Here is a 26547-nt window from a genome sequence, read left to right as displayed (position 1 = left end):
TAACTGCAATCAGGAGGCTCCCATGGCAGATGCCTATATTTACGACCACGTCCGAACCCCGCGCGGCCGCGGCAAGGCAGACGGCGCGCTGCATGAGGTGACGGCGCTCGCGCTCGCCACCGTGCCACTGAAGGCGCTGAAGGACCGCAACAATTTGCCGGAAGATTCCGTCGACGACGTCGTGCTCGGCGTGGTCGACCCCGTCGGCGAAGCTGGCAGCGACATCGCGCGCTTCGCCGCGCTCAAGGCCGGCCTCGGCGAAGCCGTGCCCGGCGTACAGATCAGCCGCTTCTGTGCTTCCGGCCTCGACGCCGTGAATTTTGCCGCAGCCCAGGTGATGAGCGGCCAGCATGAGTTGGTGATCGGTGGCGGCGCCGAATCCATGAGCCGCGTCGGCATCGGCGCCTCCGGTGGCGCCTGGCCGATGGACCCGTCGATGGCGGTGCCGGCCTACTTCATGCCGCAGGGCGTCTCGGCCGATCTGATCGCCACGAAATACGGCTTCTCGCGCGACGACGTCGACGCCTATGCCGTGCAGAGCCAGCAGCGCGCCGCCAAGGCCTGGGACGAGGGCCGTTTCAACAGGTCCGTCGTGCCGGTGAAGGACATCAATGGCCTCACCATCCTCGCCAAGGACGAGCACATGCGGCCCTCGACGACGATGCAGTCGCTGGCACAGCTTCAGCCGTCGTTCACGATGATGGCGCAGATGGGCGGCTTTGACGGCGTCGCGGTGCAGTCGCACCCAGAAATCGAGCGCGTGAACTACGTGCACCACGCCGGCAACTCGTCGGGCATCGTCGACGGCGCCGGCGCCGTCCTGCTCGGCAGCAAGGAAGCGGGTAGCAAGTACGGCCTGAAGCCGCGCGCAAAGATCCGCGCCTTCGCCAATGTCGGCTCCGAGCCGGCGATGATGCTGACCGGTCCGGTCGACGTCACCGAGAAGCTGTTCGCGCGTTCGGGCATGAAGAAGTCGGACATCGACCTGTTCGAGCTCAACGAAGCCTTCGCTTCCGTCGTGCTGCGCTACATCCAGGCCTTCGACATCGACAACGCCAAGATCAACGTCAATGGCGGCGCGATCGCACTCGGCCATCCGCTTGGCGCCACCGGCGCGATGATTTTGGGCACCGTGCTCGACGAGCTCGAGCGCACCAACAAGGCGACCGCCTTGGTGACGCTGTGCATCGGCGGCGGCATGGGCACCGCGACCATCATCGAGCGGGTCTAACGAGCTGCCGTCGGGTGGGCGTGCCCACCATTGCTGTCTCCGCGAAGGATGGTGGGCACGGCGCAAGAGCGCCTTTGCCCACCCTACGAGATCTCAAGTCAACCGCCGCGCCTGAGATTGGCTGCGGCACCGAGGAGCAACCAACATGGCTTACAAGAACTTCAAGGTTGAGACCGATTCCGACGGCATCGCGCTCGTCACCTGGGACATCCCGGGCCGTTCGATGAACGTGCTCGACGAGACCTCGACCAGCGAGCTCGATGCGATCGTCAAGGAAACCACGGCCGACGCCGCCGTGAAGGGCGTCGTCATCACCTCCGCCAAGGAGGCGTTCTGCGCCGGCGCCGACCTGTCGATGCTCGAGGGCATGAACCAGGCCTACGCCAAGGTCTTGAAGGAGCAGGACGAGACCGCCGCAAACCAGATGCTGTTCGACCAGAGCCGGCGCTTCTCGCAGGTGCTGCGTTCGATCGAGACCTCCGGCAAGCCGTGGGCGGCCGCGATCAACGGCCTCGCGCTCGGCGGCGGTTTCGAGATCACGCTGTGCTGCCACTATCGCGTCGCGGCGGAAAATCCCAAGACGCGCCTCGGCCTGCCCGAGGTCAAGGTCGGCCTGTTCCCCGGCGCCGGCGGCACGCAGCGCGTGCCGCGCCTGGTGCCGCCGCAGGACGCGATGACGATCCTGCTCAAGGGCGATCCGGTCACGGTCGAGAAGGCCAAGGCGCTTAATCTGATTCACGCCATCGTTCCGGCCGCCGACCTCATTAAGGCAGCGAAGGACTGGATCAAGGGCGGCGGCAAGGCCGTCGCGCCCTGGGACGAGAAGGGCTTCAAGCTGCCGGGCGGTCCGGTGTTCTCCAAGGCCGGCATGATGATGTTCCCGGCGGGCAACGCGATCTATCGCCGCGAGACCTACGACAATTATCCGGCCGCGCGCGCGATCATGAGCTGCGTCTATGAAGGCCTGCAGTTGCCGATCGACGCGGCACTGCGCGTCGAGTCGCGCTACTTCACCTCGGTGCTGCGCTCGAAGGAAGCGGCCGCGATGATCCGCAGCCTGTTCCTGTCGATGCAGGAGCTGAACAAGGGCGCGCGTCGCCCGAAGGACGTAGCCCCGACCAAGGTGAAGAAGATCGCCGTGATCGGCGCCGGCTTCATGGGTGCGAGCGTCGGCTACGTCTCGGCCCGTGCCGGCCTCGACGTCGTCCTGATCGACCGCGACCAGGAGAGCGCCGACAAGGGCAAGGCGCATGCGCAGAAGGTGATCGAGGAGCAGATCAAGAAGGGCCGCGCCAAGCCCGGTGACGCCGACGCGCTGCTCGCGCGCATTACGCCGACTGCCGATTATGCTGCACTCAAGGACGTCGACCTCGTCATCGAGGCCGTGTTCGAGGATCGCAAGGTCAAGGCTGATACCTTCGCGAAGGCGCAGGAGTATATGAAGCCGGACGTGATCTTCGCGTCGAACACCTCGACGCTGCCGATCACCTCGCTGGCCGAGGGCTTCAAGGACCAGGGCAAGTTCGTCGGCATCCACTTCTTCTCGCCGGTCGAGAAGATGATGCTGGTCGAGATCATCAAGGGCAAGAACACCGGCGATCTCGCTCTGGCGACGGCGCTGGACTACGTCCGGCAGATCGGCAAGACGCCGATCGTCGTCAACGACAGCCGCGGCTTCTTCGCCAATCGCTGCGTCGGCCGCTACGTCGCCGAGGGCAACGAGATGTTCCTGGAAGGCGTGCCGCCGGCGATGATCGAGAACTGCGCCAAGATGGCCGGCATGCCGGTCGGTCCGCTCTCGCTCTCGGACGAAGTCGCACTCGACCTCGGGCTCAAGATCATGAAGGCGACGGAAGCCGATCTCGGCCCGAACGCCATCAACCCCGATCAGAAGAAGCTGATGGTGGAGATGGTCGAGAAGCAGGGCCGTCTCGGCCGCAAGAACAGCAAGGGCTTCTACGATTACCCCGAGAAGGGCAAGGGTCAGAAGAGCCTGTGGCCGGGCCTCTCGGCGCTGCAGCCGAAGCAGCTCGACCCTGACACGCTCGACATCGAGGAGCTGAAGCAGCGTTTCCTGGTGGTGCAGGCGGTGGAAGCCGCGCGCACGGTCGAGGACCACGTCATCACCGACCCGCGCGAGGCGGATGTCGGCTCGATCCTCGGCTTCGGCTTCGCGCCGTTCACCGGCGGCACGCTGTCCTACATCGACTTCATGGGAACGAAGAAATTCGTCGAGCTCTGCCACAAGCTGGAGGCGAAGTACGGCTCGCGCTTCACCCCGCCGAAGCTTCTCGAGGAGATGGCCGCGAAGGGAGAAACCTTCTACGGCCGCTTCGCGCCGAAGAAGGCCGCGGCCTGATCACCCAAGATCATTTGAGAAAGAAGGCCGGATCGTCGATCCGGCCTTTTTGTTTGGGGAGACGTCATCACGGTTGCGTCAGATTTGTTCCCGGCTTGTGGAACCAATCACAGAATTCGCGTAGGACCCGTGTCAGAGTCCCCCGCTGCCGCGGTGTCGCGCAATTGTCATAGGCGTGTCGAAGCGGCGCCGTTCTTTTGCTCGGCCCTGGCACTAGTCTTGCTCCGGGTCAGGGTTCCGAATCCGGTTGGGACACTTGCCGAGCCATCGGCAGGTTGAAGACAAAATAAGAAAGTATCCATGATGAACTCTTTGGTGCTGCGGAAGACCGCGCTCGGTCGCGATCTCACCGCGAAATATGCTGTTGGACCCGCCACTCGCCGCCTCTCGCCGCAACAGAAGCCGGCGCGCCTGCGCCGCAAGGGGCCGATGCTTTGGGCCGCTTTGGCGCTACTTGTGCTGGCGGCGGATTTTATGCTGGCTTCCCTCGCCTGGCTCGCCGTCGACTTCGTCATGGGCTGAGACCGCCCGCGCGTGCAGCAGGTAGGCCGCCGCGAAGTAGGCGAGCTGGCAGGCGGCAAGACAGATGGCGATGACGGTCACACCCGCCATCATGCCGAATTCGTAAACGCGAAGAATGATTGCCGAGAAAACCGCGATCGCCGGCGCAATCAATATCAGCGCCCAGATCCTGAAAGCATAACCTGTCGCTATTCCCACCAATGCACTTGCGACGATCAGGACCAAGGCAATCGTCAAGTTCAACTCCGATGAAATAATCCTCTAACAATTCCGCCAAGCTCGCGCGCTTTACGGGTACTGACAAGACAGCACTACTTACATTCGGCGAACAGTAGTTCATAAGTCTAATGATAGGTACGATGATCCGGCGAGATGGGTTCGTGCCACCCCGCTCGGGGCAGAATAAAAACGGGCCGGATCGACGATCCGGCCGTTCTTATTTGCGGTCTCCGAGCGGCGAGAACGCCCGGCCCGAGACCGCATCGTCGGCAAGACTCGCTCTCCAGCTGCCTTCATCGCCACGGCCGATGCGCACCTCGAAGCGCCAGCCATTCTGGTTGGTGAAGGCGATGTCCGTTCCGCCCATCTTCCTGACATAGCTGCACGGATATTCGGTCGGCCGATCGGGAAAGACGATTTTTCCTTCCTTGCTCTCGAACACGGCCGAGGTGACCTGCGGATGGATCATGAGGATGCAATTGCGCTGCGGCAGGTCCGGCGTCGACAAGCCAAGCATCGCGAGCGGCGCGCCCGCGGCGGTCATAAGGACGATCATGTTCATGGCGGCGGCTGTCTCATGGAGGCGCTCCGCGATTTCGACGTGGCCGCCGATCTAATGGTTCACAAAGAAAAAGGCCGGATCGTCGATCCGGCCTTCGATTGTTGCATCTTGCGATGCGCTTACTTCGCCTGCGCAAGGCCTTCCTTCTTCAGCGCCTCCTGCACCTGCGGCCGCGCCGCGACGCGAGCCTTGTAGGCGGTCAGGTTCGGCATGGCCGAGAGGTCGAACTTCATCCGATCGCCCCAGGTCAGCATCGTGAAGAGATAGCCGTCGGCCACCGTGAACTGCTTTCCCATGAGGTAGTCGCGGCCGGCGAGCTGGCTGTCGATGTATGTCAGCTTGCCCATGACGCGATCCCTGAAGAAGGCCTTGGCCTCGTCGTTCAGCGCCGGCGCGAACAGCGGTCCGAAGCTCTTGTGCACCTCCGAGGTGAGGAAGTTCAGCCATTCGAGCAGCTTGTAGCGCTCGGAGCTGCCGTGAGCTGGCGCCAGCGCCTTGGCCGAAGCCTGGTCGGCGATCATCTGGACAATGACCGGGCCTTCGGTCACGATCTCGCCGCTGTCGAGGCCCAGCGCAGGGACTTGGCCCTTCGGGTTCAGCTTCAGATAATCCTCACCATTTTCGAGCTTCTTGGCCCGGATATCGACCTTGACCAGCTCATAGGGCAGGCCGGCTTCCAGGAGCGCGATGTGGGGGGACAGGGAGCAGGCGCCGGGCGAGTAATAGAGTTTCATGGAATTTCTTTCTCTTGACGCTTGGTTGGGGCGAAGGAACGCCTACATGCATTTGCATCCAATAGTCAAGATTGATGCAGGTGCATTGAGTGAGGTAAGAGACGGAACGACGAGCTTGAGCGGGACCATGAAACGCAAACCATCGACCGAGGCAACTTCGGCCTGGATCCGCCTGATGCGGGTGCAGAGCCGCGTGCTCGATTGCGTCGAGCAGGACTTGAAGAAGGCGGGGTTCCCCCCGCTGGCCTGGTACGACGCGCTGCTCGAATTGTCGCGGGCGCCCTCGGGGGAGCTGCGGCCGGTGGAACTCGAGCGGCAGATGCTGATCCCGCAATACTCCACTTCGCGCCTGATCGACCGCCTGGTCGACGAGGGGCTCGCCTCCCGGCGCGAATGCAAGATCGACAAGCGCGGCCAGTTCGTGGAGATCACGGAAGCCGGCCGCGAGTTGCAGAAGCGGATGTGGGGCGCCTATTCGGCCGCAATCGAAAAATATGTCGGCTCGAAACTGTCCGATGCGGATGCCGTCAAGCTCAGCGGTCTGCTCGACCGTCTCGGCTGCTCGTGCGGCGAGATGAAACTGCCGCCCGTCCACGTCAACGAAACCACGCCGTCGCGATGATCGTGCGGCACACCAGCTCGTCCGTGCACCCCCTGGGTTCGCGGACCACCCCGTCACCCGCGCGCCTTCGATCGAAGCGCCCTTTTTGATTAGAGTTTGATATGGCGCGAGACCAGATCGATATGACGCCGCTGCAGTCGCGCGACGAGCTCGTCGCGTGGTTCGAGGCCGGCTGCAAGGACCCGTCCGAATTCCGCATGGGCACCGAGCACGAGAAGACGCCGTTCACGCTCGAAGGCCACCGTCCGGTGCCTTACGAGGGTGCGCGGGGCATCGGCGCGCTGCTCGAAGGCATGAAGCTCCTGCTCGGCTGGGAGCCGATCATGGAGAAGGGCAACATCATCGGCCTCTACGACGTCACCGGTGGCGGCGCCATCTCGCTCGAGCCCGGCGGACAGTTCGAGCTCTCCGGCGCGCCGGTCGAGAACGTGCACCAGACCCAGAGCGAGCTGATGGCGCATCTGGCGCAGGTGCGCGAGATCGCGACCCCGCTCGGCATCGGCTTCCTCGGGCTCGGCATGACGCCGTCCTGGTCGCGCGCCGACATCCCGGTGATGCCCAAGGGCCGCTACAAGATCATGACCAATTACATGCCGAAGGTCGGCCAATACGGCCTCGACATGATGTACCGGACCTGCACCGTGCAGACCAATCTCGACTTCTCCTCCGAAGCCGACATGGTCAAGAAGCTGCGCGTCTCGCTCGCGCTGCAGCCGGTCGCGACCGCGCTGTTTGCCAATTCGCCGTTCACCGAGGGCAAGCCGAACGGCTTCCTGTCGTTCCGCTCCGAGATCTGGCGCGACACCGACAATGCGCGTTCGGGCATGATGCCGTGGGCATTCGAGGACGGCATGGGTTTCGAGCGCTATGTCGACTACGCGCTCGACGTGCCCATGTATTTCGTCAAGCGCGACGAGGATTACATCGACGTCTCGGGCTCCTCGTTCCGCGCCTTCTTCGATGGCCGCAACAACAATCTGCCCGGCGAACGTCCGACGCTGTCGGACTGGGCCAACCATCTTTCGACGATCTTCCCGGAGGTGCGCCTCAAGCGCTATCTCGAGATGCGCGGCTCCGATGGCGGCCCGTGGGGCCGCCTGCCGGCGCTGTCGGCGTTCTGGGCCGGGCTGCTCTACGACGATGTGTCGCTCGATGCCGCCTGGGACCTCGTGAAGCACTGGACCGCGCATGAGCGCCAGGCCCTGCGCGACGACGTGCCGCGGTTCGGCTTCAAGGCACGGATCAAGGACCGCTATCTGTTCGAGATCGCCAAGGAATGCCTCGTTCTGGCCCATGCCGGCCTGCGCCGCCGCGGCCGGATCGACCAGCTCGGCCGCGACGAAACCCGGCATCTGGAGCCGCTCGATCGCATCATCGATTCCGGCCGGACCCCGGCCGAGGAGATGCTGGAGAAGTTCAACGGCGCCTGGAACGGCTCCGTGGAACCGGCCTACGCGGAATACGCGTTCTAGGCCAGAGGCCGACGACCAGGACCTGAGCCGTTCATCGCCCATACAGGTTTGCGGCGATCAAATGACCGGCTGAAAAAACCTGAGCGCCGTCAATAACTCGAAAGCTGTTCCGATGGGGAAGGGCCGCCTGCGTGGGGCCGTCATGGCAAGCGTCGTGGCCTGCGCCACGTTGCTTGCGCTCGTGTTTGCGAGCGCGCCTGCGCGCGCCCAGACGGCGTTCGACCGGCCCGGCGGCGACTATTTCAGCTCGCCGGTGACGTCAGGTGACCCCGAGGATTGCGCGCTGCAGTGTGAGCGTGACCGCCGCTGCCGCTCCTGGAGCTTCAACTATCCCGACGTCGAAGGCGGCTCGGCTGTGTGCTGGCTCAAGAACACGGTGCCGCCGCGTGTCCCGGGCAGCTGCTGCATCTCCGGTGTGCGTGGCGCCGGCGTGATCGAGCCGCGGATCGAAGGCGTTGAAACGTCGATCGACCGCCCCGGCGGCGACTTGCGCAATTTCGAGATCAAGGACGGCGAAGGCGAAGAGGCCTGCAAGGCCGCCTGCATCGCCGACAACAAGTGCCGCGCCTTCACCTATGCCCGTCCCGGCTACACCGGGCGTGAAGCGCGCTGCTTCCTGAAAAAGGAAATCAAGCCGCCGCGCCGCAAGGCGGGCTTCACGTCGGGCGTGGTCAGATAGCGCGCTGCGAATCCGGTGACCCGCTCCTCAATTCGCCGCCGACACCAGCCTGTCCCCGCACGCATTCGCGTAGAACTTGCCGCCGCATTGGCGCTTGATGGCGGCGCAGCGCACCGCGGGAGACGCATTTTCCGGACCGCTGAAGCCGCAGCTCAGGCCGTCGGCACTGCGACCCGTCTTGCCGGCGGCAAAGGCGGCGCTGGAGGCGGTGATGCAGACGACGAGGAAGGCCGCGGCGGCGATTTCGATCAGCAGTCTCATGGACGTTTCCTCCACACTGATGGCTGAATCTGCCCTCAATCTAGCACCGAATCCGCATCTCTCCGTACGCTTCCGGGTTCCCAAATCGGCCCGTTCCTTGCATAAATTTACGCCAGCGCAGTGCACGGCCGCGCCAGCGATGGTTCCGGTGCAGGGGCAAGACGCGTAGAGTTAGTGGTGTTCTCGCGACCAGGAAGTGACGGCCTTGCAAGATCAATCGTTCCAGCCAAGTTTGCCGGCCTCCAGCCAGCCCATCGACGAGCTCGCGCTGGCTGACGTCAAGGGCGCGATCCTGGCGAAGCTGCGCCTTGCCATCGGCAAGGATGCGGGCATGGCCACCAAGCACGACTGGTACCAGGCCGCAGCGCTCGCGCTGCGCGACCGCATCGTGCATCGCTGGCTCACGGCCGAGAAGCACAGCTACGATGCGGGAAGCAAGCGCGTCTATTATCTCTCGCTCGAATTCCTGATCGGCCGTCTCTTCACCGACGCGCTCAACAACATGGGGCTGCTCAAGATCTTCGAGGTCGCGCTCGGCGATCTCGGCGTATCGCTGCCTGAGCTCCGCAAATGCGAGCCGGATGCCGCGCTCGGCAATGGCGGCCTGGGGCGGCTCGCCGCCTGCTTCATGGAGAGCATGGCCACGCTCTCGATCCCCGCGATCGGCTACGGCATCCGCTACGATTATGGCCTGTTCCGCCAGATCATCAATCAGGGCTGGCAGCAGGAATATCCGGACGAATGGCTGAGCTTCGGCAATCCCTGGGAATTGCAGCGGCCCGAGGTGATCTATCACGTCCATTTCGGCGGTGGCGTCGAGCATGTCGACGACAAGGGCCGCGACCGAGCGATCTGGCATCCGGCCGAGACCGTGCAGGCGATCGCCTATGACACGCCGATTGTCGGCTGGCGCGGCCAGCACGTCAACGCGCTCCGCCTGTGGTCGGCACGCTCGCCCGATCCGTTGAAGCTCGATGCCTTCAACAAGGGCGACTATGTCAGCGCCAGCGCCGAACAGTCGCGCGCGGAAGCGATCTGCAAATTCCTCTATCCGAACGACGAGAGCCCGGCGGGCCGCGAGCTGCGGCTGCGCCAGGAGTATTTCTTCGTCTCCGCCTCGCTGCAGGACCTGGTCAATCGCCACCTGACCTCCGACGGCCAGCTTCGCAGCCTCGCGATGAAGGTCGCGGTCCAGCTCAACGACACGCATCCGAGCCTCGCCGTCACCGAGCTGATGCGCATCCTGGTCGACCTGCACAATTTCCGCTGGGACGAGGCCTGGAAGATCACGGTCGCGACGCTGTCCTACACCAACCACACGCTGTTGCCCGAGGCGCTGGAGACCTGGCCGGTCGAGCTGTTCGAGCAGCTATTGCCGCGCCATCTCGAGATCATCTACCGCATCAACGTGCAGCATCTCGCGCTGGCCGAAGCGCGCGCGCCCGGCGACATCGATTTCCGTGCCTCGGTTTCGCTGATCGACGAGAGGAGCGGACGCCGCGTGCGCATGGGCCAGCTCGCCTTCGTCGGCTCGCACCGCATCAACGGTGTCTCGGCGATGCATTCGGACCTGATGCGCGAGACCGTGTTCCACGATCTCAACCATCTCTATCCCGGCCGCATCACCAACAAGACCAACGGCATCACCTTCCGCCGCTGGCTGATGCTGGCGAATCCGAAGCTGACCGACCTGCTGCGCGAGACCTGCGGCGAAGCCGTGCTCGACGATCCGACCCAGCTCAGCCTGATCGAAACCCGCGCCAGCGACGTCGAATTCCAGAAGAAGTTCCGCAGCGTCAAGCTTCACAACAAGACCGCGCTGGCGCGCCTGATCGGCGAGCGGCTCGGCATCAAGGTCGATCCGACCGCGCTGTTCGACGTGCAGATCAAGCGCATTCACGAATACAAGCGCCAGCTCCTCAACATCATCGAGACGGTGGCGCTGTACCAGGCGATGAAGGACGATCCCAACGGCAACTGGGTGCCGCGGGTGAAGATCTTCGCCGGCAAGGCGGCGGCGAGCTACCGCTACGCAAAATTGATCATCAAGCTGGTCAACGACGTCGCAGAGGTCGTCAACAACGATCCCGCGATCGGCGGCAAGCTCAAGGTCGTCTTCCTGCCCGACTACAATGTCAGCCTTGCGGAGGTGATCATTCCCGCGGCCGATTTGTCCGAGCAGATCTCGACCGCCGGCATGGAGGCCTCCGGCACCGGCAACATGAAGCTGTCACTGAACGGCGCTCTCACCATCGGCACGCTCGACGGCGCCAACATCGAGATCCGCGACCATGTCGGCGCGGAGAACATCGCGATCTTCGGCATGGAGGCCGGCGACGTGATGATCCGCCGCAAGCAGGGGCTGGATGCCTCCGACGTGATCCGCAATTCGCCAAAGCTCCAGCGCGCCATCAACGCGATCGGCACCGGCGAGTTCTCGCCCGGCGATCCCGGCCGCTTCGAATCAATCGCGCACGCGCTGCGCTATCTCGACCACTACATGGTCAGCGCCGATTTCGATTCCTATTACGAAGCGCAGCGCAGCGTCGACGCACGCTGGCAGGTGGCGCCGGCCTGGACGCGCGCCTCCATCCTCAATGTCGCGCGCATGGCCTGGTTCTCCTCGGACCGCACCATCCGCGAATATGCCGAGGAGATCTGGAACGTGCCGGTCAATCCGACCACGCCGCTGCTGCCGGATCTGCGCGACGTCGCGGGCTGATTTTCCGCAACGTGAAATCGGCGATACCTGCGAGGTTATTGATTTGGCAGGATAGGCATCATATTACGGCTTGAGCTTTTTCTGGCCGGAGTCGATCGTGCCTGTCGGCGAGTATACGAGCCCGGATGGGCAGCTTCGATTGCTGGTCATATGTCCCGACGGGGACTGGACGCTGGGGTTCGACGGATTCTCCTGGCACACGCACGGCAGCATCCTTGCCAGTCTTTCAGGCAAGGACGAGGAAGCTGCCATCGGCGACTTCGTCGCCGATCTGATCAGCGGCAAGAGTATCATTGCGCTGAAGCGCATAGGAGGCTCCGTCGCGGATGCCTGGGTCACAGATAATCCGGCAGACGATGTTTTGAGTTCGCAGCAATATGGCCCTGGTGATGAGACGATGGAGTTTCGTCGTTGGGACGGAAGCTCAGTAGAGGTCTAATCCCATGCACGCCAAGCTCCCGCACCCGTTCGACGACGCCACCCGCATCAGCGCCGGTGACTCCAGCTGGCAGGGGCACACCAGCGACGACTACTGGGCGTTTGTCGGCCCGTTCGGCGGCGCCACGGCCGCGACGATCCTGCGTGCGCTGATCGACCATCCGCAGCGCGCCGGCGATCCGCTGGCGCTGACCGTCAATTATTGCGCGCCGATCGCCAAGGGGCCGTTCGATCTGGACGTGCGGCTGGTGAAGGCCAATCGCTCCAGCCAGCATTGGAGCGTCGAACTGTCGCAGGACGGCGCAGAGGTCGCAACGCTAGCCACCGCCGTATTCGCCGAGCGCCGGCCGTCCTGGGAGCACAGGGTGGCGCAATATCCGAACGCCACGGCGTTCGAGGCAACGCTGCCATTCCCAAAGATCTCGGCGTCCTGGGCCAACCAGTATGAATTCCGCTTCGTCGAGGGCGAGATGCGGATCGGCCCACCGCAGACCGAGCTCGCCAGCACCTATTCCAAGCTCTGGATCGGCGACCGCACGCCGCGCAAGCTCGACATGCTGTCGCTGATGTCGATGTCGGACGCCTTCTTCGGCCGCATCTTCCACGCCAGGCGCGAGTTGGTGCCGTTCGGCACGGTGTCGCTGACGACGTATTTTCACACCGGCAGCGAGGAGCTCGCCGCCGAGGACATCACGCGCGTGCTCGCGACGGCCGATTCGAAGATCATGCACAAGAGCTATGCCGATCAGAACGCCGAGCTGTGGTCGCCGAACGGCAGGCTGCTCGCGACCACGACGCAGATTGCGTATTTCAAGGCGTAGATGCTCTTCCCCTCTCCCCTTGTGGGAGAGGGTGGCTCGTCGCGAAGCGACGAGACGGGTGAGGGGTCTCTCTCCGCGAGCGCTTCTCTTGCAGTTGAACGCGCGGATACAACCCCTCATCCGGCGCTTCGCGCCACCTTCTCCCACAAGGGGAGGAGGAAGAAACAAAAAGGGCGGCCTCGCGGCCGCCCTTTTGCCTTGAAGACAGAGCGAGCGATTACTCCGCCGCGAGCTTCACGTCCGGCGCGGCTGCGCGCACTTCGGCGTCGACCTGGGCTTCGAACTTGGCAAAGTTCTTCTGGAACATGCCGACCAGCGCGCGGGCGGTCTTGTCGAACTCGTCCTTGTCCTTCCAGGTGTTGACCGGGTTCAGGATCTCGGCCGGCACGCCCGGCAGCGCGGTCGGGACCGCGAAGCCGAAATATTTGTCGGTGCGGAATTCGACGTTGCGAAGCGAGCCGTCGAGCGCGGCGGTGAGCAGCGCGCGCGTCACCTTGATCGGCATGCGCGAGCCTGTGCCATACTTGCCGCCGGTCCAGCCGGTGTTGACCAGCCAGCAATCGACATTGTGCTGGGCGATGAGGTCGCGCAGCATGTTGCCATAGACGCTGGGGTCGAGCGGCAGGAAGGGAGAACCGAAGCAGGTGGAGAATTCCGGCTGCGGCTCGTTGCCGAGACCGCGCTCGGTACCGGCAACCTTGGCGGTGTAGCCGGACAGGAAGTGATACATCGCCTGCGCCGGCGAAAGCTTTGCGATCGGCGGCAGCACGCCGAAGGCGTCGGCTGCCAGCATCACCACGTTCTTCGGCTGCGGCGCGCGGCCGGTGCGCGAAGCGTTCGGGATGAAGTCGAGCGGGTATGCGGAGCGCGTGTTCTCGGTCTTGGAGCCGTCGTCGAAATCGACGATTCGGGTGTCTTCGTCGAGCACGCAGTTCTCGAGCACCGCGCCGAAGCGCGTCGACGCCGCATAGATCTCGGGCTCGGCTTCCTGCGAGAGCTTGATGCACTTGGCGTAGCAGCCGCCCTCGAAGTTGAAGACGCCGTTCGGGCCCCAGCCATGCTCGTCGTCACCGATCAGCGTGCGGTTCGGATCGGCCGACAGCGTGGTCTTGCCGGTGCCTGATAGCCCGAAGAAGATCGCGGTATCGCCATTGGCGCCGACATTGGCCGAGCAGTGCATCGGCATCACGCCGCGCTCGGGCAGATAGTAGTTCAGCGTGGTGAAGACGGACTTCTTCATCTCGCCGGCATAATAGGACCCGCCGATCAGGACGATCTTGCGGGCGAAATCGATCGCGACGACGTTCTCCGACTTGCAGCCGTGGCGTTTGGGATCGGCGCGGAAGCTCGGCATGTCGATGATGGTGAGCTCCGGCGTGAAGCTCGGCAGCTCGACCGCCTCGGGGCGGATCAGCAGCGTACGGATGAACAGCGAGTGCCAGGCGAGCTCGGTGAACACGCGGGTCTTGATCCGGTAGGCCGGATCGGCGCCGCCATAGAGGTCCTGCGCGAACAGGCTCTTGCCTTCAGCGTGCTTGAGGAAGTCCTGGTAGAGCGCCTCGAACTGCTCGGCGGTGATCGACTGGTTGCCGGCCCACCACATCTTCTTGTCGGTGGTGGCGTCACGCACCGTGAACTTGTCCTTCGGGCTGCGGCCGGTGAACTCACCGGTGTCGGCGCAAAGCGAACCGTCTGCCGACAGCACCGCCTCGCCCGCAGAAAGTGAGTATTGATAGAGTTGCGGCGCGCCGAGGTTCCAGTGAACCCGTTTGAGATTCTTTAAGCCGAATTTGTCGGCACCGAAGGCACCGTTGCGCACGCCCGTCTCTTGCACGAAAAATCCTCCTAGAACCCGCGACACTCAGCGCGATCAAGCTTTGGCGCCATCGCAGTCACCGTGAATTATAGGCCGTCCGGCCTCGGTTGAACGACGTAATAATGGTGAACGCTGGCGTTGCCAAGCCGATCTCGCAGGATTTGGTTTATTCAAGGACCGCGCCAAATGCCGCGCATGTCAGCTCTGAGCGAGCGTATCAAAAAAACACGAATGATCGCGCAACCAAATGCGCAATTCGGCGTTTCCTCTGGTTATTGCGACGCACAATCGCGGGACCGTCCTATCGTACCTCGCCTTCGCCGATGAGCGCGAACGGCCCCCACATCGCGGGATAGGCGTTGCGCGGTGACGCGGTGTCATCAACGTACGTCAACATCGCGCGGCGCAAGGCTTCGGCACGGCCGATTTTTGGTTCGTTCTTGAGCAGTTCGAAAGTCGACGTGGTCAAGCGGGTGGCAGCTTCCGAATCCACTGCCCAATGCGAGACCAGCAGCGCACGTGCACCCGCGTAGAAGAACGAGCGCGCCAGCCCCGACAGGGCCTCGGCGCCGGGCTTGTCGCCGGCGATGGTGTTGCAGGCCGATAGCACAACCCAATCCGCGTTGAGCTTGAGCTGAGCGACTTCACTTGCCGTGAGCAAGCCGTCATCCAGCTCCGTCGGCCGATCGGGAATGGAGAGCGCAAGCGAGGGCTCGCCCAATCCCTTGATATCGCCGGCAACGAGACCGTGGGTGGCAAAGTAGATGATACTGTATTGAGCAAGCGCTGCACGCTTCAGCGTCGTTTCGCTGGCATCGCGGCCGAGATGGATGTCGGCCTCGGCCGCGCCGACATCCTTTGCCACCGCGTTCAACTCGTCCGCGGTATCCGGCAGTTGCGGCAGCGCCTGCGCAAGCCGCGCGCGATCGACGCCGGCACCGCGCCAAAAATCGCTATAGGCAATTGTTGCAATGTTGCGTGCAGCGACCTTGCCGCTTGCCGCGCGACGATCGGCCGGCCCTTCCAGCGCGGGATTGAACACGGGATCGCCAAAGCCGGTCATCGGCTTCACGCCCTGCTCCCGGCGCGCGACGGCACGCAGCGATTTCAGGCTGACCACCGAGGGCAGCACCGACACCGCCTGACGCCGCAACAGCCAGGCGGCGCTGCGATAGCCTTCGAGCGTGTCCGGGATCGCAGCTTGCGGCGTCTCCGTGACGAGCAGATGAAACGGCAACGCCGTCAGCGCGGCCGACGGCACCACCAGCAGGTTGCGCTTGTCCTTCGTCAGCCCTTCGACCGGGCCGAGAAGCGCGACATAAAGCTCGTTGGCGAGCCCGAGGTCGAACAACCCTGATTTGCCGGAGGCATCACGCGCCTTGCCGACATCGAGCCCCTTGCGGAAGGCAGTCACCTTCTGCATCAGCGCGTCCGCGCCGAGCGGAATCTCCTTCCAGTCGACGCCTTCGCGCGTGATCGCGACGACATAGCTCTGCTTGTCGACGACGGAGTAGAGCACCATCGCCTCGTCGGGCGACAGCAAGGGCTGGATATCCTTGACCGCCAGCGGCAGGGGGTTGGAGAGCGACGCATAATCGGGAAACTCGACCGCGAGCGTCTTCTGCAAGCCTGTGCGCTCGTTCGCTATCGCCGCGATCCGCACCCGGCTGCGCTGCTCGGCCGCGACGTCGCGCTGGGCCGACTGCTTCGACACCGCGGCGATGATCGCCTTGTCGAGCGCCTCGGACTCGGCCGCAAGATCCTGGTCCCGGCGCACGAGCTCAGCGAGCCTGTCGCTGCCCGCAGCAAGGCGCACGGCCAGCTTGTTCACGGCGGAGGCAGCGGAGGATTGCGTGCCGCGCTGAATCGCGGCAAGCGCCTCGTCCAGCGCCCTGTCGTCAGGCAGCAGATATTGCTGTCGCGCGGCGAACAGGACCGGCAGCACGACGCGCAACTGCGCGCGATTGGTCGCAAGCGTCTTTTCCGCGAGCGGCAGCGCGTCGGCGTTCCGGCCGGAGACGTAGAGGAAATAAGCGAGATTGCTGGTCGAGGTCGTGACGTCCGGATGATCGGGACCGAGCGCACGTTCGCGGATCGACAGCGCACGGCGATAGAGCGGCTCCGCATCGGCATAGCGCTGCTGGTGCTCGTAGAGACCGGCGAGATTGTTCAGCGAGCGCGCGACGTCGGGATGGTCCGGTCCCAGCACTTTTTCGCGGATCGCGAGCGAGCGCCTGATCGGCGCCTCGGCATCCGCATCGCGGTTGAGGTCGCGATCGAGCTGGCCGAGATTGTTCAGGAGCGTCGCGACCGCCGGATGCTCGGGGCCACCGGCCTTCTGGTAGATCGCGAGCGCGCGCTGAAACAACGGCTCGGCTTCGGCCTGACGCTGCTGCTTGACATAGTATGTGGCGAGATTGTTGAGGGACTGACCGACGTCGGGATGCTCGCGCGACAGCGCCTTCTCGCGCACGGCGAGCGCACGCTTGAACAGCGGCTCGGCCTCTGCAAAGCGGCTCTGCCTCTGATAGAGCGCGGCGAGGTTGTTCAGCACCGGTGCGATCTCGACACTGTCGAGACCGGTCCCCTTCTCCATCAGTGCAATGGCGCGCTTGTAGAGCGGCTCGGCCTGGTCGTCGTGGCCCTGGTCGGCGTAGATCTGCGCGAGGTTGTTGAGCGCACCGGCGAGATCGCGATTGTTGGCGGTCTTCTCGAGAGACGCCACCATGGCCTGCGCCAGCGGCAGCGCCTCCGAATATTTGCCGGCGCTTCGGAGTGCGTTGATCCGCGCGCTCTCCGCGGCGAGACCTTTCTGGGCAAAGCCGGGCGTGGCAAGCGATGCGGTGATCGCGAGCGCCAAACCCGCAACCAACGTCAAATAGCGGCGTGTCATGAACCCTCTCGCTGCCGACTTCGAACCATTACGGTCTTGGGTCGCAGCGATGGGGGGCAGCGTTCAAATTGTTGCGCGCTAGTCCACCTTAGCGCGCGCTTCGCCAGCAAGGCGGACCAGCATCTTGCGGAGCTCCGTGCCGTCAGTCACCCGCTCCGGGAAGTCCAGCCGCAGCGCCGTCTGACCATCCTGCATGTCGAGGCCTTCGGGGTCGCAGCCGGTGCAGCGCCAGTCGCCCTCCGCCGCGCCGAGGAGTTTTGTTGCATAGAGGCCCATGGCGTCGCGGTGGTCGGCATTCATGTGCGCGACCGCCCCCTCCTCTGCCGCCAGCAAATCCTCGGCACCTGTTAGGTCCGTCAGGAACTGCTTGGGCTTGAGATCGACGATGCGGCCGAAGCCGGCGACCAGATGGGTTCCCGTGGGCCGAATTCTGAAGAAGGAGAAATCCTTAAACGAAACAAAGGCTTCGGCCGATGGATGGGCATTGAGATACCGCCGCTGGAGTAGATCCTTGTCGGCATCGGCCTGTTCCGCCCGACCGGACAGCATGATTCGGGCGCCCTCCAGCGGATCGCCGGCCGCGCGCTCGTCCAGCATCAGGGAGACCCGGTGATCCGCCAGGATGTTCCTGGTGTGCACGGCCAGGCCCGAGATCAGCAGGATCGGCGAGCCGTCGGGGTGGCTCGCCAGATTGACGAGGGAGCAATAGGGATCGCCGCTGCCGGCCATCAGCGTTGCCAGCGCGCCCTGGCGCGAGCGCCTGAGCAGCGATTTGGCGAGCTTTCCGGGGTCGAAATCAGGGGTCGGGTGCATCGGCTTTCTCGGGTCAGGTGGTTGCAAGGGAGGTCTTTTTTCGGGTAAACGGGGGTCAGGTTAAGGGTCGAAACGCGGCGAATCTGCTGCGCTTCGTGGAACTTGGTCACACTTCAGCCCAGCTTGCATTGCTCGGTGACAAGGTTCGACCGCCGAATTCGGCACCCGTGTATGCGGCGCATCAGTGAATTGCTCGCCGTTTCAAGCCACGACCCAAACGGAAAGCAGAAAGCAGAGGCTCATGCCCACAATCGCTTTGGTCGACGACGACCGCAACATTCTCACATCCGTCTCGATCGCGCTGGAGGCCGAAGGCTATCGCATCATGACTTACACCGACGGCGCCTCCGCGCTCGACGGCTTCCGCACCACCCAGCCCGATCTTGCCATCCTCGACATCAAGATGCCGCGCATGGACGGCATGGAAACGCTGCGCCGGCTGCGGCAGAAATCCGACCTGCCGGTGATCTTCCTGACCTCCAAGGACGAAGAGATCGACGAACTGTTCGGCCTCAAGATGGGCGCCGACGACTTCATCCGCAAACCCTTCTCGCAGCGCCTGCTGGTCGAGCGCGTCAAGGCTGTGCTGCGCCGCTCTGCGCCGAAGGACCCGACCGTCGCGCCGAAGGAGAACGATGCCAAGGCGCTCGACCGCGGCCTGCTGCGCATGGACCCCGAACGGCACACCTGCACCTGGAAGAACGAGCCGGTGACGCTGACCGTCACCGAATTCCTGATCCTCCAGGCGCTGGCGACCCGGCCCGGCGTGGTGAAGAGCCGCAACGCGCTGATGGACGCCGCCTATGACGACCAGGTCTATGTCGACGACCGCACCATCGACAGCCACATCAAGCGGCTGCGCAAGAAGTTCAAGGTGACCGACAACGAGTTCGAGATGATCGAGACGCTCTACGGCGTCGGCTACCGCTTCAAGGAAGCCTGAGGCTCACGCGCCTTCACGAAAGACTGAGAGCATCGCCGGTTCTCGTTCCATCGGGACCGGGATGGCTCTAGGATGCGGGGACCCTTCGCACGAGATGTCCTAACGCGGGCGTAAGCATTGCTTGACCGAACGCAGCCTGACGAGAACCAGAATGCCGGGGATATCGCATCCGACGGCGTACCGGAGCACGTCGCCGACGACAAGCCGGCCGCGCAAGGTTGGCGGCCGCTGTCCTGGCTGACGCGCGCCGGTCAGTATTTCTTCGCACTCTCCTTCTCGAGCCTGACCCGCCGCATCGTCTCGCTCAACCTCGCCGGCCTCGTCGCGCTGGTCGCGAGCATTCTCTATCTCTCGCAGTTCCGCGCTGGCCTGATCGACGCGCGTGCGCAGAGCCTGCTGGTGCAGGCCGAGATCATCGCCGGTGCCATCGGAGCGTCGGCGACCGTGCAGACCAACGCGATCACGGTCGATCCTGACCGCCTGCTCGATCTGAAGCTCGGCGACAGCTACGGCGAATCCGACGATTATTCGGCGCTGAACTTTCCGATCAGCCCGGAGCGCGTGGCACCCGTGCTGCGCACGCTGATCTCGCCGACCAAGACCCGCGCACGGATATTCGATCCCAACGGGACGGTGCTGCTCGACAGCCGCGACCTCGAGAACGTGCTGATCTTCCCGTTGCCGCCGCCATCGCAGAAGCCCGGCGTGATCGAGCGCGGCCTGACCTCGGTGCGCCTCTGGATCAACCGCGGTGACCTGCCGCTGTATCGCGAGCTCGGGCGCGAGAATGGCAATGGCTATTCGGAAGTGAGCGACGCGCTCCAGGGCCAGAAGCGTTCGATGGTGCGGGTCAATTCGCGCGGCGAGGTGATCGTCTCGGTCGCAGTCCCCGTGCTGCGCTCGCGCGCCATCCACGGCGCCCTGATGCTGTCGACGCAGGGCGACGACATCGACCAGATGGTCACCGCCGAGCGCCTGGCGATCCTGAAGGTCGGCGGCGTCGCTGCCGCGGTCATGATCATGCTGTCGCTGCTGCTCGCCAGCACGATCGCAGGTCCGGTGCGCCGGCTCGCCGACAGCGCCGAGCGCGTCCGCCGCCGCATCAAGGCCCGCATCGAGATTCCCGACTTCACCCGGCGCCGCGACGAAATCGGTCACCTTTCCGGCGCGCTGCGCGACATGACCAGCGCGCTCTACAGCCGCATCGAGGCGATCGAGATGTTCGCCGCCGATGTCGCGCATGAACTGAAGAACCCGCTGACGTCGCTGCGCTCAGCGGTCGAGACGCTGCCGCTGGCGCGCAACGAGACCAGCCGCGCGCGCCTGCTCGAGGTGATCGAGCATGACGTCAAGCGGCTCGATCGCCTCATCTCCGACATCTCCGACGCCAGCCGCCTCGACGCCGAATTGCAGCGCCAGGATGCGGTCCGGGTCGACCTGCGCCGCCTGCTGACGACGCTCGTGTCCGTCGCCAATGAAACCAAGCTCGGCCATGACGTCGCGGTCGAAACGCGCTTCGAAGGCCGCGGCGCGACCGACGCGTTCTCCGTGACCGGGCACGATTCGCGGCTCGGGCAGGTGGTCTCCAACCTGCTCTCCAACGCGCAGTCATTCTCCGAGCCCGGCAGCAAGGTGCGCCTCACCTGCCGCCGCGTCCGCTCCGAGATCGAGATCGTGGTCGACGACGACGGTCCCGGCATCCGCGACGACGCGCTGGAGCGCATCTTCGAGCGCTTCTACACCGACCGTCCGCACCAGGGCTTTGGCCAGAACTCCGGCCTCGGCCTGTCGATCTCCAAGCAGATCGTCGATGCCCATGGCGGACGCATCTGGGCCGAGAACCGCCCGGGCCCGGCGGACGAGGACGGAGCGCCTACGGTTGTCGGCGCGCGTTTCGTGGTGAGGCTGCCGGCGCTATGAGCGACGGTGGCCCCAGCGTTCACGCCTCCGCAGTCAAGGTCGGGACTCTGGCGGTGCTGATCCGCGGGCCCTCAGGCTCCGGCAAGTCGCGCCTTGCCTTCGATTTGATCATGGCGGGACGCGCTGGCGTGGTCGAAAGGGCCGTTCTGGTCGGCGATGACCGTGTCCATCTGGCGACAGTCGGCGACGAAATTGAAGTCCGCCCCGCGCCGCTGCTGGCCGGCCTGATCGAGATTCGGGGACTGGGAATCCGCCGCTGCGACTTCGTGGAGCATGCGACCGTCGGCCTCGTGGTCGATCTGGACGCCGCCGACGCAGAACGGCTGCCTGCGGCGGAATCGCTGAAAACAAGCATTTTCGGTGTCGAAATACCGCGAATCCCCGTCGGGCGCGACTATTCGCCCCTCCCTTTGGTTGTTGCGGCCTTGACCACTACCAAGAGTTCATCTTCCGTTAACCCTTCAGGCGATTGTTTGAAGGGAAATGGTAACCATATGAACCCCACTATCGCGACCGAATAGACCGGCGCAGCTCCCCTCATCCATCCGTCTAGTTTCAGGGAGATACGCAACATCCCCTCTTGCGCGGGGGCTCTGGATGGTCAAAGTGGCGCGTTCGTGCGGTGCACCAAAAGCGCCCGCGAGGAGTTTTCCGATGATTGGTCTAGTACTTGTGACCCACGGGCGCCTTGCCGACGAATTCAAGGCAGCGCTTGAGCATGTCATGGGCCCACAAAAGCAAATCGAAGCGATCACGATCGGTGCCGAAGATGATTCCGATCTCTGCCGAAGCGACATCATCGAGGCGGTCAACCGCGTCGATTCCGGCGACGGCGTCGCGATCCTCACCGACATGTTCGGCGGCACGCCGTCGAACCTTGCAATATCCTGCATGAGCCGGCCGAAGGTCGAGGTGCTCGCGGGCATCAACCTTCCCATGCTGGTGAAGCTTGCCAAGGTGCGCGAGGAGCGTCCGCTGCCCGACGCGATCGCGATGGCCCAGGAAGCGGGTCGCAAATACGTCACCATTGCCAGCCGCGTGCTCGCCGGCAAATGAGCGACGACGCGCCGCTCGGAAACCAGGCCGGGACAGGCGTGCCGGCGGGAGCCATTTCCAAAGACCTCCTGATCATCAACAAGCGCGGCCTGCACGCCCGCGCCTCGGCGAAATTCGTCCAGGCGGTCGAGCGCTTCAACGCGCAGGTGTGGGTGACGCGCGGCGGCGAGACCGTCGGCGGCACCTCGATCATGGGCCTGATGATGCTGGCCGCAGGACCGGGCACGACGATCACGGTCGCCGCCGCCGGTGACGATGCCCAGGCTGCGCTTGCGGCGATTACCGAGCTCGTTGAGAGCAAGTTCAACGAGGAAGGGATCTGAGCCACGCGCTCAGTGCCGTAGGGTGGGCAAAGGCGCGAAGCGCCGTGCCCACCATCTCGCGACAATCGCCATAGAAGTGGTGGGCACACTTCCGCCGTCGCTCTTCGAGCTATGGCGGACAAGTCGCTTTGCCCACCCTACGAGACCGACAACGCCGAAATCACTTCGCCGGCGGCGCGATGTAGATATTCCAGCTCATCGCCGGGCCGGCCTTGCCGTGGGTGAAGCGGCGCGTCGTCATCACGATGCGCTCGGCGGTCGGCGCGATCTCCGAGACCCATTTCTCGAACGCCGGGAGGCGGCCATCGGTCGGATCGAACACGCCGATGAAGCCATACTTCTTGGCATCCTCGCGCGACGTCAGCCCGGAATCCCAGGCTTCGAGCGGCATCAGCGCGGCGGGATGATCGGGGCTGTAGAACACCATCGGCTGGATCGACTCCATGGTGCCGGCGACGACCGCCCAGCGCGAGCCGAAACGCGTGTGCCAGGCCTGCGTCAATTCATGCGCCAGCTCCGAGCGCGCGCCGTAGGTCGCCGTATTGCTGGCATTGGCCGCCATCTCGCGCGCGGCGATCCAGGGCGAGGCGGCGAGCGTGGCGACGCTGAGCACGAGCCAGATCGCGGCGATGTTGAACAGGGCCGCACTCTGCACCCGCAGCGCCGGGATCGCGACCAGTGCCAAGGGCACCAGGAAGAACAGCGAGATGCCCCAATCGGTCTTCATGTAGATGCTGAAGGCCAGCGCGCCGAGCGGCGGGCCGACCGCGACGATGATCTGGATGATCCAGACGTTCAACGCCTGCGCAACATTGACGCCGGGATTGGCGCCGCGCCCCCAGGCGCGCGTGACGATGCGTAACGGTGCGCGCAGCAGCAGCGTGAACCAATGCGGCACCAGCGCCATTGCGAGAGCGGCCAGCGCCACCGGCAACGCCAGCAGCGCCAAATTATGCAGGGCGTAGCCCGCCACGAGCTGATGGACCTGGCGGCTGTCATCGAGGCTGTAGGTATCGCCGGCATAGGTCAGCGGCACGAAATGCACGCCCGCAAGCCAGACGATGTGCGGGATCATCGCCACCACCATCGTCACGATCGCCACCCACGGCGCCGGCGACAGCAGGAATCGCAGCCGATCGGGATGAATCAGCGCGGCAAGGCCGATGGCGCCGATCATGGTCAGCACCCAGTATTTCGTCATCAGCGCCAGCGCGCCGGCGAGCCCGAACCAGATACCGGACTGCCAGGTCCGCTTCTCGAAGGCGTTGAGATAGGCGAGCACGAGCAGCGGCAGCGTGACGAGCTGGAGCAGGTCGGGGTTGTACTTGAAACCCTTGAAATTGAAGATCGGATAGAGCGCGACCATCACCACGACCAGGAACGCGCGCCGCGCGTCCACGACGCGCAAGCTCAGCAGCCAGCAGATCACCATGCCGACGCCGACGGTCGCCATCGCCAGCGCATAGGTCGCCCAGTCCGCAGCCGGGAACACCTTGAACCAGAGGCCGGCGACCCAGCCCGACAGCGGCGGGTGCTTGCCGTAGCCCCACAGGAACTCCTGGCCCCAGCCATAGGCTTCTGCGACGTCCATGTGAACGTCCTGCGCTGCCTTGAGATTGATCAGGATGAAGGTCCAGATCACCGCATGCAGGATGGCGAGCTGGATCACCAGCCAGAGCCGCGCTTCGGGCCGGATCGCGCAGGCGACCAGCCAGGCCCGGAAGCGGTTAAGGCTCACCCGGGCTTTTACGCGTGTTCGGGCGGAGGGGATCGAGGTCGTGGACATGAGCCTGGACATGGGCCGTTGCGTAGCGCGTTTTGGGCCCTCGTGGAATCAGCTTGGCGTGAAGAAAGGCCCTGAAAATACAGCAATATGGTTGCCGCACGGGGATGTGAGTGGTATCCCGCGCCCATGACGACCGTCCCCATTTCCAACATCCGCAACTTCTCCATCGTCGCCCATATCGACCATGGCAAGTCGACGCTGGCCGACCGCCTGATCCAGATGACCGGCGGCCTCACCGACCGCGAAATGGCGGGCAAGGAGCAGGTGCTCGATTCTATGGACATCGAGCGCGAGCGCGGCATCACCATCAAGGCGCAGACGGTCCGCCTTGCCTACCACGCCAAGGACGGCAAGGATTACATCTTCAACCTGATGGACACGCCCGGCCATGTCGACTTCGCCTACGAAGTCTCGCGGTCGCTGGCGGCCTGCGAGGGTTCCCTGCTGGTGGTCGACGCCAGCCAGGGCGTCGAAGCGCAGACGCTCGCCAACGTCTACCAGGCGCTCGACAACAACCACGAGATCGTCCCGGTCCTGAACAAGGTCGACCTTCCCGCGGCCGAACCCGAGAAGATCAAGCAGCAGATCGAGGACGTCATCGGCATCGATGCCTCCGACGCCGTGATGATCTCGGCCAAGACCGGCCTCGGCGTCCCCGACGTGCTGGAAGCCATCGTCACCCGCCTGCCGCCGCCAAAGGGCGACCGCGACGCGACCTTGAAGGCGCTCTTGGTCGACAGCTGGTACGACGTCTATCTCGGCGTGGTCGTGCTGATCCGCGTCGTCGACGGCGTCATGAAGAAGAGCCAGCGCATCCGCATGATGGGCACAGGCGCGGCGTATGACGTCGAGCGCGTCGGCTTCTTCACCCCGAAGATGGAGCAGGTCGACGAGCTCGGCCCCGGCGAGATCGGCTTCATCACCGCGGCGATCAAGGAAGTCGCCGACACCCGCGTCGGCGACACCATCACCGACGACAGGAAGCCGGTCACCGAAATGCTGCCGGGCTTCAAGCCGGCGATCCCGGTGGTGTTCTGCGGCCTGTTCCCGGCCGACGCCAATGACTTCGAAACGCTGCGCGGGGCGATGGGCAAGTTGCGCCTTAACGACGCGAGCTTCTCCTACGAGATGGAAACCTCGGCTGCGCTGGGCTTCGGCTTCCGCTGCGGCTTCCTCGGGCTGTTGCACCTCGAGATTATCCAGGAGCGGCTGTCGCGCGAGTTCGACCTCAATTTGATCGCGACCGCGCCAAGCGTGATCTACAAGATGCACCTGACCGACGGCCAGGAGATCTCGATCCACAATCCCGTCGACATGCCCGACGTGGTCAAGATCGCCGATATCGAGGAGCCCTGGATCGAGGCCACCATCCTCACTCCCGACGAATATCTCGGCAGCGTGTTGAAGCTGTGCCAGGACCGCCGCGGCGCGCAGAAGGAGCTGACCTATGTCGGCTCCCGCGCCATGGTGAAGTACGATCTGCCGCTCAACGAAGTCGTGTTCGACTTCTACGACCGCCTGAAATCGGTCTCGAAAGGCTACGCCTCGTTCGACTATCACCTGACCGACTACAAGGTGGCCGATCTCGTCAAGATGCAGATCCTGGTCAACAACGAGCCGGTCGACGCGCTGTCGATGCTGGTGCATCGCACCCGCGCGGAGGGGCGCGGCCGCGCCATGGTCGAGAAGATGAAGGAGCTGATCCCGCCGCACATGTTCCAGATCCCGATCCAGGCGGCGATCGGCGGCAAGGTGATCGCGCGCGAGACGGTGCGCGCCCTGCGCAAGGACGTCACCGCGAAGTGCTACGGCGGCGACATCACGCGTAAGCGGAAACTTCTGGAGAAGCAGAAGGAAGGCAAGAAGAAGATGCGGCAGTTCGGCAAGGTCGACATCCCGCAGGAAGCCTTCATTGCCGCGTTGAAGGTGGATAGCTGAGGCGAACGCTCAGGCCACTCCGGACCCGACGAGATCGGGGCCCGGCCCGACATAGCGGGGGCAAGCAAAATTCGCGAAAACAACCCCATGCACAGTAGCCGCGCCCTTGTCGGCATTGGGTTTTTTCGATTTTACGAAATCGATTTGACCCGTCGGGCAAAACAGGGGCATGATGGCATCATGGCAGCGGGTGTCCAGCAGGCGTCCATCAGAACGCACCATCTCCGCCGCCGACCGATTGGCAACCTTTGAATTCGATATCCAGGCGCCACGTCGGTGACGGCCTGCTTCGGCTTCTGACCCGTCAGCCGACCTGCCAAGCACTGCTCCTCGAAGACCGCTTTTGACCCGAAGGCGACATTGGAGCAACTCCGTCCATTGCCCTTCGGGAATAAGGTTGTTATGTTTAATCGACGC

General features: G+C 64.2%; 23 protein-coding genes. 14 read left to right on the top strand and 9 right to left on the bottom strand.

The window, feature by feature from the left end; all coding sequences use genetic code 11:
- Positions 1-22 precede the first annotated feature (22 nt).
- Positions 23-1231, top strand: a complete 1209-nt coding sequence (locus AB7245_RS04055; protein ID WP_085402634.1) for an acetyl-CoA C-acetyltransferase — start codon at positions 23-25, stop codon at positions 1229-1231.
- 145 nt (positions 1232-1376) lie between these two features.
- The gene (locus AB7245_RS04050) at positions 1377-3590 is read left to right on the top strand and encodes an FAD-dependent oxidoreductase (protein WP_085402635.1); all 2214 of its coding nucleotides are present in this window, start codon (positions 1377-1379) and stop codon (positions 3588-3590) included.
- A 450-nt stretch (positions 3591-4040) separates the two neighbouring features.
- Here AB7245_RS04050 and AB7245_RS04045 read toward each other — a convergent pair whose 3' ends face one another.
- The 3 genes from AB7245_RS04045 to gstA all read right to left on the bottom strand — a co-directional run bounded on the left by AB7245_RS04045 (position 4041) and on the right by gstA (position 5627).
- Positions 4041-4349, bottom strand: a complete 309-nt coding sequence (locus AB7245_RS04045) for a hypothetical protein (protein ID WP_085402636.1) — start codon at positions 4347-4349, stop codon at positions 4041-4043.
- Positions 4350-4548: 199 nt separating this feature from the next.
- Complete coding sequence (locus AB7245_RS04040) at positions 4549-4893, bottom strand: hypothetical protein (RefSeq protein ID WP_085402637.1); 345 nt, start codon at positions 4891-4893, stop codon at positions 4549-4551.
- A gap of 119 nt (positions 4894-5012) precedes the next feature.
- Complete coding sequence (gstA, locus tag AB7245_RS04035; protein WP_071916910.1) at positions 5013-5627, bottom strand: glutathione transferase GstA; 615 nt, start codon at positions 5625-5627, stop codon at positions 5013-5015.
- Between the two features lie 127 nt (positions 5628-5754).
- Between gstA and AB7245_RS04030 the strand changes: the two genes are divergently transcribed.
- The 3 genes from AB7245_RS04030 (at position 5755) to AB7245_RS04020 (ending at position 8400) form a co-directional block, all read left to right on the top strand.
- Positions 5755-6249, top strand: a complete 495-nt coding sequence (locus AB7245_RS04030; RefSeq protein ID WP_014498535.1) for a MarR family winged helix-turn-helix transcriptional regulator — start codon at positions 5755-5757, stop codon at positions 6247-6249.
- 101 nt (positions 6250-6350) lie between these two features.
- Positions 6351-7721, top strand: a complete 1371-nt coding sequence (locus AB7245_RS04025; protein WP_038933719.1) for a glutamate--cysteine ligase — start codon at positions 6351-6353, stop codon at positions 7719-7721.
- A gap of 112 nt (positions 7722-7833) precedes the next feature.
- Positions 7834-8400, top strand: a complete 567-nt coding sequence (locus tag AB7245_RS04020) for a PAN domain-containing protein (RefSeq protein ID WP_063980748.1) — start codon at positions 7834-7836, stop codon at positions 8398-8400.
- Between the two features lie 27 nt (positions 8401-8427).
- Here AB7245_RS04020 and AB7245_RS04015 read toward each other — a convergent pair whose 3' ends face one another.
- Positions 8428-8661 (bottom strand): hypothetical protein, encoded by a 234-nt coding sequence (locus tag AB7245_RS04015; protein ID WP_085402638.1) that lies wholly within the window; start codon positions 8659-8661, stop codon positions 8428-8430.
- A gap of 205 nt (positions 8662-8866) precedes the next feature.
- Between AB7245_RS04015 and AB7245_RS04010 the strand changes: the two genes are divergently transcribed.
- The 3 genes from AB7245_RS04010 (at position 8867) to AB7245_RS04000 (ending at position 12642) form a co-directional block, all read left to right on the top strand.
- Positions 8867-11383 carry a glycogen/starch/alpha-glucan phosphorylase gene (locus AB7245_RS04010; protein WP_085402687.1) on the top strand — a complete coding sequence of 839 codons (2517 nt, stop codon included), beginning with the start codon at positions 8867-8869 and terminating at the stop codon, positions 11381-11383.
- A gap of 97 nt (positions 11384-11480) precedes the next feature.
- A complete protein-coding gene (locus tag AB7245_RS04005; RefSeq protein WP_085402688.1) occupies positions 11481-11822 on the top strand; it encodes a hypothetical protein in 342 nt (113 codons plus the stop codon).
- A 4-nt stretch (positions 11823-11826) separates the two neighbouring features.
- On the top strand, positions 11827-12642 hold the full coding sequence (locus AB7245_RS04000; RefSeq protein WP_085402639.1) for an acyl-CoA thioesterase: 816 nt from the start codon (positions 11827-11829) through the stop codon (positions 12640-12642).
- Between the two features lie 217 nt (positions 12643-12859).
- Here the strand turns inward: AB7245_RS04000 and AB7245_RS03995 are convergent, their stop codons facing one another.
- From AB7245_RS03995 to AB7245_RS03985, 3 genes are all read right to left on the bottom strand, one after another.
- The gene (locus AB7245_RS03995; protein ID WP_085402640.1) at positions 12860-14476 is read right to left on the bottom strand and encodes a phosphoenolpyruvate carboxykinase; all 1617 of its coding nucleotides are present in this window, start codon (positions 14474-14476) and stop codon (positions 12860-12862) included.
- A 283-nt stretch (positions 14477-14759) separates the two neighbouring features.
- A complete protein-coding gene (locus tag AB7245_RS03990; protein ID WP_439033900.1) occupies positions 14760-17351 on the bottom strand; it encodes a CHAT domain-containing tetratricopeptide repeat protein in 2592 nt (863 codons plus the stop codon).
- A gap of 78 nt (positions 17352-17429) precedes the next feature.
- On the bottom strand, positions 17430-18164 hold the full coding sequence (locus AB7245_RS03985; protein WP_085402642.1) for a HugZ family protein: 735 nt from the start codon (positions 18162-18164) through the stop codon (positions 17430-17432).
- 241 nt (positions 18165-18405) lie between these two features.
- Here AB7245_RS03985 and AB7245_RS03980 point away from each other — a divergent pair, with 241 nt between their 5' ends.
- From AB7245_RS03980 to AB7245_RS03960, 5 genes are all read left to right on the top strand, one after another.
- Complete coding sequence (locus AB7245_RS03980; RefSeq protein WP_038952081.1) at positions 18406-19107, top strand: response regulator transcription factor; 702 nt, start codon at positions 18406-18408, stop codon at positions 19105-19107.
- A gap of 117 nt (positions 19108-19224) precedes the next feature.
- Positions 19225-21027 carry a sensor histidine kinase gene (locus tag AB7245_RS03975; protein ID WP_085402643.1) on the top strand — a complete coding sequence of 601 codons (1803 nt, stop codon included), beginning with the start codon at positions 19225-19227 and terminating at the stop codon, positions 21025-21027.
- Positions 21024-21548: an HPr kinase/phosphorylase gene (locus AB7245_RS03970; RefSeq protein WP_063980740.1), complete on the top strand. Its 525-nt coding sequence runs from the start codon at positions 21024-21026 to the stop codon at positions 21546-21548. The genes AB7245_RS03975 and AB7245_RS03970 overlap by 4 nt, the downstream gene beginning before the upstream one ends.
- Before the next feature lie 133 nt (positions 21549-21681).
- Positions 21682-22083: a PTS sugar transporter subunit IIA gene (locus AB7245_RS03965; RefSeq protein WP_007597752.1), complete on the top strand. Its 402-nt coding sequence runs from the start codon at positions 21682-21684 to the stop codon at positions 22081-22083.
- Positions 22080-22406, top strand: a complete 327-nt coding sequence (locus tag AB7245_RS03960; RefSeq protein WP_063980739.1) for an HPr family phosphocarrier protein — start codon at positions 22080-22082, stop codon at positions 22404-22406. Before AB7245_RS03965 ends, AB7245_RS03960 begins: the two co-directional genes overlap by 4 nt.
- Before the next feature lie 160 nt (positions 22407-22566).
- Here AB7245_RS03960 and AB7245_RS03955 read toward each other — a convergent pair whose 3' ends face one another.
- Positions 22567-24192 carry a glycosyltransferase family 39 protein gene (locus AB7245_RS03955; protein WP_439035696.1) on the bottom strand — a complete coding sequence of 542 codons (1626 nt, stop codon included), beginning with the start codon at positions 24190-24192 and terminating at the stop codon, positions 22567-22569.
- Positions 24193-24318: 126 nt separating this feature from the next.
- On the opposite strand from AB7245_RS03955, the gene lepA reads away from it, so the two are divergent.
- Positions 24319-26130, top strand: a complete 1812-nt coding sequence (lepA, locus tag AB7245_RS03950) for a translation elongation factor 4 (protein ID WP_085402644.1) — start codon at positions 24319-24321, stop codon at positions 26128-26130.
- Between the two features lie 9 nt (positions 26131-26139).
- On the opposite strand, the gene AB7245_RS03945 is transcribed toward lepA, so the two are convergent.
- Positions 26140-26352 carry a hypothetical protein gene (locus tag AB7245_RS03945; RefSeq protein ID WP_135217216.1) on the bottom strand — a complete coding sequence of 71 codons (213 nt, stop codon included), beginning with the start codon at positions 26350-26352 and terminating at the stop codon, positions 26140-26142.
- Positions 26353-26547: the final 195 nt, after the last annotated feature.

This window comes from Bradyrhizobium sp. 604_D8_N2_3 (genome assembly GCF_051810765.1).
Taxonomy (GTDB): Bacteria; Pseudomonadota; Alphaproteobacteria; order Rhizobiales; family Xanthobacteraceae; genus Bradyrhizobium; species Bradyrhizobium barranii.
Note: the sequence above shows the minus strand (reverse complement) of the source record. Positions and strands in the feature narration are given on the sequence as shown.